Annotated in this window: 12 protein-coding genes; all 12 read right to left on the reverse strand. The window is 44.0% G+C overall.

From position 1 onward, the window contains the following. Position 1: 1 nt before the first annotated feature. Positions 2-784 carry an ABC transporter permease gene (locus tag CVV21_03845; GenBank protein PKL91891.1) on the reverse strand — a complete coding sequence of 261 codons (783 nt, stop codon included), beginning with the start codon at positions 782-784 and terminating at the stop codon, positions 2-4. Continuing rightward, on the reverse strand, positions 768-1,718 hold the full coding sequence (locus CVV21_03850) for an ABC transporter (GenBank protein ID PKL91892.1): 951 nt from the start codon (positions 1,716-1,718) through the stop codon (positions 768-770). The genes CVV21_03845 and CVV21_03850 overlap by 17 nt, the downstream gene beginning before the upstream one ends. Before the next feature lie 19 nt (positions 1,719-1,737). Further along, the gene (locus CVV21_03855) at positions 1,738-2,871 is read right to left on the reverse strand and encodes a molecular chaperone DnaJ (protein ID PKL91893.1); all 1,134 of its coding nucleotides are present in this window, start codon (positions 2,869-2,871) and stop codon (positions 1,738-1,740) included. Between the two features lie 549 nt (positions 2,872-3,420). Further along, positions 3,421-5,064, reverse strand: a complete 1,644-nt coding sequence (gene groL, locus CVV21_03860; GenBank protein PKL91894.1) for a chaperonin GroEL — start codon at positions 5,062-5,064, stop codon at positions 3,421-3,423. A gap of 56 nt (positions 5,065-5,120) precedes the next feature. Further along, positions 5,121-5,408, reverse strand: a complete 288-nt coding sequence (locus tag CVV21_03865) for a co-chaperone GroES (protein ID PKL91895.1) — start codon at positions 5,406-5,408, stop codon at positions 5,121-5,123. Positions 5,409-5,443: 35 nt separating this feature from the next. Then, positions 5,444-7,375 (reverse strand): molecular chaperone DnaK, encoded by a 1,932-nt coding sequence (locus CVV21_03870; protein ID PKL91896.1) that lies wholly within the window; start codon positions 7,373-7,375, stop codon positions 5,444-5,446. Between the two features lie 224 nt (positions 7,376-7,599). Beyond that, on the reverse strand, positions 7,600-8,226 hold the full coding sequence (locus tag CVV21_03875; GenBank protein ID PKL91897.1) for a hypothetical protein: 627 nt from the start codon (positions 8,224-8,226) through the stop codon (positions 7,600-7,602). Between the two features lie 145 nt (positions 8,227-8,371). Continuing rightward, positions 8,372-9,550, reverse strand: coding sequence for a hypothetical protein (locus CVV21_03880; GenBank protein PKL91898.1), 1,179 nt, complete (start codon positions 9,548-9,550; stop codon positions 8,372-8,374). Further along, positions 9,547-10,758 (reverse strand): hypothetical protein, encoded by a 1,212-nt coding sequence (locus tag CVV21_03885; GenBank protein ID PKL91899.1) that lies wholly within the window; start codon positions 10,756-10,758, stop codon positions 9,547-9,549. The genes CVV21_03880 and CVV21_03885 overlap by 4 nt, the downstream gene beginning before the upstream one ends. Then, the gene (locus CVV21_03890; protein ID PKL91900.1) at positions 10,758-11,168 is read right to left on the reverse strand and encodes a hypothetical protein; all 411 of its coding nucleotides are present in this window, start codon (positions 11,166-11,168) and stop codon (positions 10,758-10,760) included. Before CVV21_03890 ends, CVV21_03885 begins: the two co-directional genes overlap by 1 nt. Before the next feature lie 31 nt (positions 11,169-11,199). Next, positions 11,200-12,123 carry a protein translocase subunit SecF gene (gene secF / locus CVV21_03895; protein ID PKL91901.1) on the reverse strand — a complete coding sequence of 308 codons (924 nt, stop codon included), beginning with the start codon at positions 12,121-12,123 and terminating at the stop codon, positions 11,200-11,202. A gap of 13 nt (positions 12,124-12,136) precedes the next feature. After that, positions 12,137-13,474, reverse strand: coding sequence for a protein translocase subunit SecD (gene secD, locus CVV21_03900; GenBank protein PKL91902.1), 1,338 nt, complete (start codon positions 13,472-13,474; stop codon positions 12,137-12,139). Between the last annotated feature and the right edge of the window lie 25 nt (positions 13,475-13,499).

The following is a 13,499-nucleotide window of genomic DNA, read 5'->3' on the forward strand; positions in this document are numbered from 1 at the left end:
GTTAACCCCTCCACTGTTTTGATTCAAGCACGCGAAGGCTTAAGAAATAAAAGATAAACATAAATACCCCGTAATACGCAAGGTCAGCGGTATCTATAACGCCTTTGCTGAAACTGTCATAGTGCCTGATGACGGACAGGTTGGAAAGCACCCTTCCCAATGCCGGGTCCACCACAGCGCTTAACCAGTCAATTATCCATATGAATAAAAGCACCGCAAAAGTAATTACCGCGGCAACTATCTGGCTGTCAGTAAGCCCCGATATAAAAGTTCCCAGCATTATAAAAGCGCCGCCTAAAAGCATAAGGCCAAAAAAGCCGCCGATTACCGGCGCCATATCAAAGTTAGCGGACAGTTTTAATGTAATCACAGACGACATGGCCCCTGTAAGCATTGCAAGAAAAACCGTGTACGCGCCGCAGAATTTTGCCGCAACCACGGCAGCATCGCTTACGGGAAAGGTAAACAGCAGTTCCATTGTGCCTTCACGCTTTTCTTCCGCGAACGTCCTCATGGTAATAAGAGGCAGTACAAGAAGGAGAATAAAAGAGATGTTAAAAAACCACGGCCTGAAAATTCCGTCCAGCGTGGTTAAGTCCATCATATTCTGCTGATAACTGTTCATGCTTCTTAATGATACTTCGGAATAATAGTTGGCAATGGAGGCGAAAAAATACCCGGAAATGGCCATAAAGACAACTATTAAAACATAAGCTATGGGCTGGCTGAAAAATATTTTAAGTTCTTTTTTATAAAGCCCTATAAATTTACTGAACATTTTCATCCTCCCTTGTGACAAGCTTCAAAAACACATCTTCCAGGGTAAGCTGCTGGCGCTTTAATTCTAAAAGCGCCCATTTATTACGCGCTATGCGATGCACAATTTCACGCCTTAAATCCGCGCCTTCTTCCGTATCAATTGTATATGTATAAATTCCCGGTTCAACTTCGTCTTTTTCTTCGGCGGATGATACGCCTTTTATGGAAAGCATTTCTTTAATAAATTCACCTTTAGGAGCTTCAACTTCAAGGTGTATTCTTGCCCCTTTGTTAAAAGTCTTTTCAAGGTCAGCGACATTATCCTGCGCTATTATCCTGCCTTCATTGATGACAATAACCTTATCACAGGTTACGCTTACTTCCGGCAGAATATGCGTGGACAGTATTATTGTGCGGTCGCCGCTCATTTTTTTTATCAGCGTCCTTATTTCTTTTATCTGTTTTGGGTCAAGCCCTGATGTGGGCTCGTCAAGTATCAGCACTTTTGGGTCATTTAATATTGCCTGGGCAAGCCCCACCCTTTGTTTATAGCCCTTTGAAAGTTTTCCTATAATAGAATTTCTGACATCAATAAGCCCTGTCTCTTCCATCACGCGCTCTATTGCCCCTTTTTTATTATCTTTTGCCACGCCCTTAATATCGGCTATGAATTTCAGATAATCACATACGGATAATTCCTTGTAAAGCGGGACGTTTTCCGGCATATAGCCAATCTGCTCTTTTACCTTTATGGGTTCTTTGGTGATATCATAACCCGCAACTTTTACGATTCCATCAGAAGGCGGAAAAAAACCTGTTATCATCCTCATTGTGGTTGTTTTACCCGCGCCGTTGGGCCCTAGAAAACCTATAATTTCGCCCTTGTTTACGGTAAAAGTGACATCATCCACCACTGTTTTACCGCCGAATTTCTTGCTTACATTTACAAGTTCAATCATGGCTTCTCCCCTAAACTTTTCAGTATTTCATATCTTTTAATTTGGCAAGTTCCTGCATAAGTTTCTTTTCTTTATCGCTTAACTTTGACGGAATCTCCACATTAATTACAATAATAAGGTCCCCGGTTTTGCCGGTTTTGATACTTTTAGCGCCCTTTCCTTTTATTTTTTGCGCCGACCCCGGCTGAGTGCCTGCCGGAATTTTTACTTTCACGGCGCCGTCCATAAGCGGTATTTCAATTTCCGAGCCCAGAACCGCCTGCGCAAGATTTATGGACGCTCCGTAATAAAGATCATCGCCCCTGCGTTCAAATTGATTACTTTCTTCAACACCAAAAATTACGTATAAATCGCCGCGGCCGCCTTTGCCATAATCACCGTGCGCGCTTATTTTTATCTTTATCCCGTCAGTCACACCCTGTGGTATTTTTATCCTTATCTTTTCTATCTCTTTCTCGCTTCCTGTCCCCGCGCATTTCATGCAGGGCGTGATGATAACAGTCCCCCTGCCGTCACACTTGGGGCACGGCTTGTTAATCATAAAACCGCCCTGGGAAAAATGAATGCTGCCGCTTCCCGAACATGTTGGGCACTGCTGCGCGCTTGTCCCCGGCGCCGCGCCCGTGCCGTTACATAAGGTACACTGCGAATCACGCGGTACTTTTACTATTGTTTCGCCGCCTTTTAAAGAAAGGTCAAACGGTATTTTAATCCTTATGATTACATCATCGCCCTTTTGCGGCGCAGCTGACCTGCCCTGGCTTTGCCCCCTTCGCTGAGGGCCGTTTTCAAAGAACATGTCAAAAATATCAGAAAAGCCGCCGGAGCGGTTCTGCCCAAACATATCTCCAAAAATGGATGAAAAATCCGCATTCCCCTGATAATTGCCGTTCTGGCCGCCGCGGCCCACATTGGAAAAATCATATCCGCCCGCCTGCGCCTGTTTTAACTTTTCATACTGCGCCTTTTTTTCCGGGTTGGAAAGAACTTCATACGCTTCACTTATCTCTTTAAAGCGGTCTTCCGCGGCTTTGTCGCCGGGATGCGCGTCAGGATGGTATTTTTTTGCAAGCTGGCGGAACGCCTTTTTTATTTCATCGCCGCTTGCCTTGTCGGTTAACCCAAGTACCTTATAATAATCTTTTAACTGCATATAGGACACCTTTTCTTTCTGAATTTGCGCCTGTTTTAAGTGCAGATTTGTAAGTGCAAAACAATTTCTGCCTATGTAAAACTCCGGATAAATCCAAAATACAAAAGCTTCAGTCTAAATAAATATTAAACAGAGGTTGGGTTTATTTTTTTATGAACCCTGCCCAAGTTCCCTTTATGCCGCTGAATCCATATTTAATGCGCCGCCGGCAAATCCGTACCGGGCGCCAGTCAGCGGATTGCGGTCGATTAAAATACCATAGACTTCAAATCGCTTTTGACTACAAGCACCGCAATTTGCAGGGGTCATAAAAAAATGAACCCGGCCTCTGTAATTATCAGTAAATACTTTTATCAAAGAGCTTAAAATAAAGCGACTGCATATTGCATGCCGCGGCCTTTTTCAAGGCCGCGGTCAGCAATATGTAATTTTTCTTTTTTAAAACCATCCCGCTTCGCCATAAGTTAATGATAATGGCTCCGGGGATAAATAGAATCCCACAGGTACCCTTGCGGTATAACGCTCGATACTACCTCGCGTTGATTCTATTTACATCATATCCATTCCGCCGCCCATTCCGCCCATGCCGCCCGGCATAGGTGAATGTTCTTTCTTCTCGGGGATGTCTGTAATCATTGATTCAGTTGTTAACAGCAGGGCGGAAATTGAAGCCGCGTTCTGTAATGCGGAGCGGGTTACCTTTGTAGGGTCAATGATTCCGGCCTTTACAAGGTCCTTAATCTGCCCGTCATTGGCGTCAAAGCCCATGCTTGATTCTTTTTCTTTTAATACCCTGTCAATGATGATAGAGCCTTCAAAACCGGCGTTAGCTGCAATCTGCCTTATCGGGGCTTCCAGCGCCTGCTTTATAATCTTTACGCCAATTGCTTCTTCCGCGTCTGAAAGGTTTAAAGTATCCAGCACCTGCGAGCATCTTAAAAGCGCGACGCCGCCGCCCGGTACTATTCCTTCTTCAACAGCAGCCCTTGTGGCGTGAAGCGCGTCTTCAACGCGTGCTTTCTTTTCTTTCATCTCTGTTTCTGTCGCGGCGCCCACGTTAATTACGGCAACTCCGCCCGCTATCTTGGCAAGCCTTTCCTGAAGTTTTTCCCTGTCATAGTCAGAAGTTGTCTCTTCAATCTGTTTCTTAATCTGTCCGGCCCTTGCGTCAATTTTCTTCTTGTCTCCGGCGCCTTCCACTATTGTGGTATTGTCCTTATCCACGGTTATTTTCTTTGCCTGTCCAAGGTCTTTTATTGTGGCCTTTTCAAGCTTCAATCCAAGTTCTTCGCTTATCACAGTTCCGCCTGTAAGAATTGCTATATCTTCAAGCATTGCCTTTCTTCTGTCGCCGAATCCCGGCGCCTTTACCGCAACGCATGTGAATGTGCCGCGGATTTTATTTACAACAAGCGTCGCAAGCGCTTCGCCTTCAACCTCTTCAGAGATTATAAGGATAGGCCTGCTCTGCTGAACCACTTCCTGAAGTATAGGAAGCAGGTCTTTCATGTTTGAAATCTTTTTATCATGGATAAGAATGTAGGCATTTTCCATTTCAGCAACCATCTTGTCCGCATTGGTCACAAAATAAGGGGAAGCATAACCCTGGTCAAACTGCATACCTTCCACCACGTCCACGTGTGTTTCAATTCCCTTTGCTTCTTCTACTGTTATAACGCCGTCTTTGCCGACCTTGTCCATTGCGTTGGCAATCTTTTCGCCTATTTCACTGTCATTGTTGGCGGAAATCGTGGCAACCTGCGCTATTTCTTTTTTATCCTTTATCGGTTTTGAAATCTTTTTCAGTTCCGCGATAACCGCGGCCGATGCCTTTTCAATTCCCCTTTTAACCGGCATGGGATTTGTTCCCGCTGTGATGTTCTTAAGCCCTTCTGCGAAAATAGCCTGTGTTAACACAGTACCCGTCGTGGTGCCGTCGCCGGCGTTGTCAGACGTTTTGCTTGCCACTTCTTTAATAAGCTGGGCTCCCATATTTTCAAACGGGTCTTCCAGGTCAATTTCTTTTGCTATGGTCACGCCGTCATTTGTAATGGTAGGCGAGCCGTACTTTTTATCAAGAACCACATTGCGTCCCCTTGGCCCAAGTGTAACCTTTACTGCGTTAGCCACTTTGTCAATACCGGCTTTTATGGACCTTCTTGCGTCTTCCCCGAACTTCATCTGTTTTGCCATCTTTCTATTTCCTCCTGTATTAAATGTTTTTTATTTTTTTAATTTGTTATCGTTTATTACTCTATTACAGCCAGCACGTCTTCGTCTGTCATTACAAGGTATTCCTTGTCATCCATTTTTATTTCCGTTCCGCCGTACTTGGAATAAAGAACCTTGTCGCCTTTTTTAAGGTCCATAGGCTTTCTTTTTCCATCTTCCATAATGGCACCCGGGCCCGCTTCAACAACCTCGCCCTTGGATGGTTTTTCTTTTGCTGTGTCCGGAATGATTATTCCGCCTTTCTTTGTTTCCTCTTCTTCAAGCGGTTTTACAATAATGTGGTTCGCAAGCGGCCTTAATTTCATAATTCTGTTTCCTCCTTTAAATTTTTTATTAAGATCTATTTTTTCTTTTTGTCTTCATCCACAACTTCATATTCCGCGTCAACAACACCGTCTTTGTCTTTCTTTTCTCCTGCGGCTGCGCCTTCAGCACCTGCACCTGCACCTTCAGCTCCGGCGGCTCCGGGCTGTGCTCCCGCGTACATCTTCTGCGCCACTGCGTGGAACTTGTTGGAAAGTTCTTCCATTGATTTCTTCAGGTCTTCCGAAGAAGCTTCATTTTTCACTTTTTCTTTAAGCGAAGCCACAGCTGCCTCTATGTCTTTCTTTTCCTGCTCTGTAACCTTATCGCCCGCTTCTTTAAGGGATTTTTCAACATTGTACGCCAGCGATTCAGCCTGATTCTTTGTGTCAATGGCCTCTTTCTTTTTCTGGTCTTCTGACCTGTGTGCTTCCGCGTCTTTTACTATGTTTTCAATCTCGTCCTTGTTAAGCCCGGAAGACGCCGTTATGGTTATCTTCTGCTGCTTGTTGGTCGCCATATCCTTGGCAGAAACATTGATTATGCCGTTGGCGTCAATGTCAAATGCCACTTCCACCTGCGGTATTCCGCGCGGCGCCGGCGGGATGCCGTCAAGATGAAAACGGCCAATAGTTTTGTTTCCGGATGCCATGTCGCGCTCGCCCTGAAGCACGTGAATTTCCACGCTTGTCTGATTATCAGCCGCTGTGGAAAACACTTCTGATTTTTTTGTGGGAATCGTGGTGTTCCTGTCAATAAGCCTGGTGAAAACTCCGCCCAATGTTTCAATGCCAAGCGAAAGCGGGGTGACATCAAGAAGAAGCACATCTTTAACTTCTCCCTGCAGCACGCCTGCCTGAATGGCGGCGCCTATGGCCACAACTTCATCCGGGTTTACGCCTTTATGCGGTTCCTTGCCAAAAAGTTTTTTTACAATTTCCTGAACCGCGGGCATCCTTGTCATTCCGCCCACAAGCACCACTTCGTCTATGTCTTTTAATTCAATTCCGGAATCGCGGATCGCGTTCTTAACCGGCTGAACCGTCCTTTCAATTAAACTGCCGACAAGCTGTTCCAGTTTAGACCTTGTCATTGTCATAACAAGGTGCTTTGGGCCGCTTGCGTCAGCTGTTATAAAAGGAAGGTTGATTTCTGTCTGCATAGTGGATGAAAGTTCTATCTTGGCGCGTTCTGCCGCTTCTTTTAACCTCTGAAGCGACATTCTGTCTGTCCTTAAATCTATGCCGTTCTCTTTCTTAAACTCTTCGGCTATCCAATTCATTATAGACTGGTCAAAATCATCGCCGCCAAGATGCGTGTCGCCGTTGGTGGACTTAACTTCAAACACACCATCGCCGATTTCAAGGATTGAAATATCAAAAGTTCCGCCGCCTAAGTCATATACAGCAATCTTTTCATTTTTTACTTTGTCCAGCCCGTAAGCAAGCGACGCGGCTGTAGGTTCGTTGATTATCCTTAATACTTCAAGGCCCGCTATTTTACCCGCGTCCTTTGTGGCCTGCCTCTGTGAATCATTGAAATAAGCCGGCACTGTAATAACAGCCTGCGTGACAGTTTCGCCAAGATAGCTTTCCGCGTCGGCTTTAAGTTTTGCAAGCACCATCGCGGAAATTTCCGGCGGGCTGTAGCGTTTGCCCATTACTTCCGCGTGCGCGTCGCCGTTGTTTGCGGCAACAATGTGAAAAGGCACTTCTTTTGTTTCTGTTGCCACTTCAGAATGCTTTCTTCCCATAAAACGCTTGATGGAAAAAATTGTATTTTCCGGATTAGCAACCGCCTGCCTTTTTGCCGGCAGCCCTACCACCCTTCCCCCGTCTTTTGAAAAACCAACAACCGACGGTGTAGTCCTGTTACCTTCTGAATTTACAATTACCTTTGGTTCCTTTCCTTCCATTACAGCAACGCAAGAGTTCGTAGTTCCAAGGTCAATTCCGATAACTTTTCCCATCTTATTCATCTCCTTTTCCAGAGTTCAAAATTCAAGCTTGTAATTCTTCATCCTATATATAGCAATTGCTGTGCCAATTATTTGCGCCTTATTTTTATAGGCTTTTTTTTAATATATAACAGTTAGTGTTTCATTTTGAAACATAGTTATTTTTTGATTGTTTTAATATGAAACGGCTGTTAATCGGCACCCGGAGGATTGTATGTCATTAAAAACGACAAAACCTAAAAATTAATCACGCCTTTAAACACCATTATTAAAAGTACCTGAAGCGAAAATATAAAAAATATTATCTTAGAAGCCTGATCAGAATATACAAATTTATTCTTTACATAATGAAAAATCAGCATGTAAAACACCGCCGATATAACCGCAATAATAACACCGCTTCCCGATACGGGTATTGAAACAGAAAAAACAGGCCACAGGTACATTAAAATTTTAGTTATTCTGCTGTTTACATTTTTATCCGCGCTTTGCGCCAGCACAGCAAAACAGACAGTTGACAGTATTCCGGCAGGCAGGGTTATAAGCTCCGGCATTGCACCCGTGGTTCCATAGTAAGCCGCACCGGCCTGTGCGCTGACAATTATTACAGCGGAATAAATATCGGATTCATTTTCAACTTTATTACCCGCGGCAAATAATAACCCCGCGCAGAATATAAAAGATGATACAACAGCCGTATATGCGCTTTGCCCCGTAAAGTAAAGAACAAAAACAGCGCCTGTGATTACCGTAAGAACATAATCATTTAACGAAAAACGATCTTTAAATCCTGTCCAGCGCTCCCTTATGCCAAACAGTACAATCACAAGTATAAATACCAAAAAGAAATATAATATGTTCAATTGTCATCACCTTCAAAAAAAACAAATACCAGCCCGCATATAACGGCGGCTGAAGCGGCAAAAAAAACCGCAGGCAGCGCGCCTGCAGCTCCCGCTATTGCAAAAACCGCGCCTGCAGAGGCGAATATCAGCATTCCGGATAAGTTCACAGGACGCCTCCGGAATATAATATAAAAACAAATGCCGCCGAGACAAACAGCAGTTTTAACGTGTTTACCGAAATAAAAATCCGCTTTATAAAAACGGAATTCAGTTTCGAAATCACACCAAGGATTATTATCAGATTATTAACCGCGCTTACTGAAAATATAGCCGCACCAATATATCCCGCCATCTGAAGAAACTGGTTTTCGGAAGGCATTATACAAATTATGCTTATGGCAAAAACTTCTGCTGTCAGGGTTAAAAAAGAAATAATAACCGGAAGCGCCGGTTTTACTATTTCATCCGGCCTGAATTTTAACTGTGTTACATTGCCTAAAATATCTTTGCTCCTGTTTAAAAGTGCAAACGCGCCAAATAAAAGCACATAATAAACGCCGGCCCCTTTCAAAATTAAACCCGCGCCTTTGGTAAACAGTATTCCAAATAGAAATAAAAATAACAGCGATACAGAGCCCGCAAAGAAAAATTCCCCGCGGTTTTCCTGCGTTATTGTGTTATAAACAGAGACCGCAATAAAATATATAAACGCGCCCGCTATTGCATAAGGATTCAGCAGGCCCGCCAGTGCGGTCAAGGCAATCAGTTCAAAATAAACACCCATTAACGTTTCCGGTTGTGCCACTTTTGCCGTTAAACCGCCTTTATCGCTAAACAGCACTGCATTGGAAGAAGCAAGGGCAAAAAAGAAACCCATACTTTGAAAGAATACGGTATTGCCCGCGCTGAAAAACAGCACGCACGCAGCCGCGTAAAAAGCTTTCTGCGCCGCCAGTTCCCTGTGAATTCCGGATGCGAACAAAAGCGAAAAACCCGCGCCCGCAAAAGCCGCCGCTTTCAAGGCAGGTGCCTGAGCGTTTAACGAAACCATGGCGCATAAAACAAAAAGAAACATAGCTCTTATATCTTTACTTCCAGACAGAACCGCCATTAACAAAAGCACGCACACAGCAGCCGCGGAAAGTGACGAAAGTAAGAAATATGCAAAAAACGCGTCAGCTCCCGCTGTGTAAATTATTCCAAAAGCGGTAATTATTCCCGCAGCGGTAAAAAATAAGCCGCCCGCTTTTTTCATAAAATCCTTACGCATCACACTGCATATGAAACCGGAAAAAATAATCATAACCGGCAGGAATATAATATAACGTTCTATATGCGTCATATCAGCCCGTTAACCTGTATTACCAAAAGTTTATTGTCTTTTCTTGACGCCACAAAAAGTTTTCTGCCGTCTTTAGAAAAAGCCATATTCCCCGGAAGGGTGCCGGGATCAAATTTTATTGTATGTTCTATCTGCCCTGTTTTAATATTCACAGATACCACTTCGTCTTTTAACGGGATGCTTAAAAAAATGTGCCTTTTACTTCTGGAAACCGCCCCGCCTGACGGGCCGCCGGGCACAATTATGCTGTCTGTAATACGGTACTGCGCCATATCAAATACCGTAACGCTGCCTTTGCCGTTATATGAATACTCCCATTCATTTACCACCGCAAGCTCTCTTTTATTCATCTGCAGCAGCGCCACCGGAGATGTGCCCGTCTGCGCCCTTGTAAAGACAATCTGCCTTTTTTCCGTCTCCGCCACTTCTATTGTATTTGTATACTTGCAGGTAATGTATAAATATTTACCGTCCGGTGATAAAAACAGCGCTGACGGCCACCTGCCTGACTCTATTCTGCCTGTCACTTTTTTCTGCGCGACATCTATCACGGATATCCTGGAAGAGCCCATGTTGGCGGCATAAATAAGCCCTTTTTTAGAGTCATAAACAACAGCGGCGGGAAACTGCCCTCCGGTTGAAACATTATATGTTTCTTTTGATACCGTGTCATAAATTGTAACTGTCCCCGACAGCCTGTCAGCGGAAATTATTTTTTTATCCTGTTTTGTTATGTCACAAGGGTACCCGCCCGCCTGAATCTTATATTTTTCCTTCAAATCCCCGCCAAATACCTTAATAGTGTTTCCTGTCAGGCTTCCCACAATAAGTTCATCGTCCTGCGAAATATATACTTCACCGGGGGTGAATTCAAGTTTAATCTCGCCTGCAACCGCGGGCATTTCCGGCTTGCCCGCGCACCCGTTAAAAAAAACAAGCGATACAAGCAATACAAACAGAGCCAGATAATACTCTTTTCTTATTCTAACAATATCACCCGCTGATGCCATAAAATAAAAACAATATAAAGTACCGGCCAGAAACGCTATGTACTGCACAGCCATGCCGCCGCCCAGTATAAGATAAATTATCCCCGCCTTAAGCATAAGCGCGGACATAATAAGAAACCCTTTTTTATCGCCTTTATAAAAAAGAAAATATGCGCTAATTGCCGCTGCCACAGTCAGAATAACAATAAAAGCATGCATTATTCTTTACTCCTTATGGAATTAATCAGCATTCCGGCAGAATACAGACATAGAAATACCAGCGCCGCTGACAGAATGTTTTTGCTGATAATGACATCACCGGTTAAAAAACCCGCGGCGCCCCTGTAAATTGCAAATGCAATAACAGCAGCTGACAGCAGAAACGGCAGAATATCCCGTAAACGCCAGGATGTTTTTTCACCGCAGCGGAAAATAAGAATATCTGCCGCAAAAGAAAAGAAAGCAAATATCATGGAAGCTCCCCCTTCAATCCCCATCGACCGCATGCACGCGAAAATTCCCGCATTGCAGGCTGCCAGAAAAAGAAAAGCAGCACGGCTGTTATTTATGAAATAAACAGCCGGCTGCATTAAAAGTAAGATAACAATAAAAATTATCTGCACGGTCAAAAATCCTTTAAGCGGTTAAAACAAACCGCTTCTATTTTACCGTCCTGTGTTTTTTCTCAAACATCTCCCAGTCATACACCATGGGGCTTGCCACAAAAACGGAAGAATACACGCCAAGCACAATACCTATGACAAATGAAAAGGAGAAATTGAAAAGCACGTTGCCGCCATAGAATAAAAGCGCCGCAGCCACAAACATGGTTGTTAAAGCTGTTATTACACTTCTGCTTAAAACCTGGTTTATGCTGGAATTCATTATTTCATTTAAGGGCTGTTTAAGAATATTTCTCATGTTTTCCCTTATCCTGTCAAACACAACAACCGTATCTGTCAGCGAATAACCCGCAAGGGTTAAAAGCGCCGTTACAACCAAAAGGTCTATTTCTTTGTTAAACAGAACAAGTATTCCTATAACAACAATAACGTCATGAAAGGTGGCAAGCGTGGCTGCTACCGCAAACTTAAATTTAAACCTTATCCAGATATATACAAGAATACCCACAAGCGCCCAGAATACCGCAAGAAAAGCTTTTTCTTTAAGCTGCGAAGACACCACAGGCCCCACTTCACTTGACCCTGAAACGGTAATTGCTTTATCTCCCGTACCCGCGGTAAGTACTGATACCACTTTTTGTTCCGCCTGTCCCGCTTCCGCGTCTTTTACGCCTATCCTTATCATAAACTCATTGCTGTCAGCGGCGCCTACCTGCTGTATAACCGCTTTATGAAAGTTACTTGCGATCATGGTTTCCCTTATCTTGCCTACTGTCATAGGTTCGCTGAACTTAACCTGAACCGTTGAACCGCCGGTAAAATCAAGGCCCATATTGGCAGTGCCCGTAATTACCTTGAAAATACCAAACAGGCCATTTAACAGAAGAATTAAAGAGATTACATACGCAATCTTTCTTTTTCCGATAAAATCAAACTTTGTGTTTTTTATCAATTCAATCATTTTTCATACTCCTTTATATACTTAAGGTTTTATAATTTTTTCTTAAATCAAAAACAGACTTTGTCACAAAGAACGCGGTGAAAAGGCTTATGGTGATACCCCAGAACATGGTGACCGCGAAACCCCTGATAGGGCCGGTGCCAAACTGGAACAAAATCGCGGCAGTGATAAGAGAAGTCACGTGCGAGTCAATAATGGTCCAAAGCGCCCTGTTATACCCCGCGTCAATTGCCGCCCTGATTGTTTTTCCGGTCCTTAACTCTTCCCTGATTCTTTCAAGTATTAAGATATTGGAATCAACAGCCATACCCAAAGTAAGCGTAATACCCGCGATGCCCGGAAGCGTAAGCGTGGCGTCAAGCGCGGCAAGTATTCCAAAGATGAAAATAACATTTAAGGCAAGCGCGAAATCCGCTATAATTCCCGACATTCCATAATATATCGCCATGAAAATTAAAACCAGAAGCGCGCCGATAAACATGGAAGTCATACCTTTTTTAACCGCGTCTGCCCCCATCGAAGGCCCTATTATCTGTTTGTTGACAATCTTGACAGGAGCCGGCAGAGCGCCCGCCCTTAATATAAGCGCAAGGTCTCTTGAAGTGTCAATTGTAAAGTTGCCTTCTATTACCCCTTCGCCGCCGCTTATCCTGCTTTTAATAACAGGCGCGGAATAAACTTTATCATCCAGTACAATTGCCAGGTTGCGGTTTACGTTGTCTCCCGTAATTTCGGCAAACTTTCTGCCGCCCGCGGGTGACAGTTTAAATCCTACAACAGGTTCACCGTACTGCCCCATCTGCACTTTCGCGTCAATAAGGTCGGCTCCGGTTATTAAATCCTTTTTTTCTATAACGTAACGTTCGCCTTCCTTGCCTTCCAGCACCATTACTTCGGCCGGAACTTTGTCTGGGTCAATGTTTCCGTCGGCATCCGTCATTTCTGTTACCTTATACCTTTCACTGACAAGCTTAAATTCAAGCAGTGCCGTTTTGCCTATGATGTCAAGCGCGCGGGTTGTGTCCTTAATGCCCGGCAGCTGAATCACTATGTACTTTTCGCCTTCCCTTTGAATCAAAGGTTCTGCCACGCCAAGCGCGTCTATCCTGTTCCTTAAAATCTCCAGGGCGCGCGAAACGGCTTCTTCAAGTTTTATATTTTCCGGCAGCTTGGTTTCATCCACGGCAAGCTTTAAAAGCATACCGCCCTGAAGGTCAAGCCCAAGTTTTACACTTCCTTTTTTTGTAACATTTCCTTCCGCGTCCTTTATATCCATTGGCGGCCATATCTGCCATACCGAAAGGATTAAAAGCGCGAAAGTTAAAACAGCAACAAACTGAATCTTTCTCATCAAATTTCCTCCTTATAAAATTATT

This window comes from Candidatus Goldiibacteriota bacterium HGW-Goldbacteria-1, from assembly GCA_002839855.1.
GTDB lineage: Bacteria > Oederibacteriota > PGYV01 > PGYV01 > PGYV01 > PGYV01.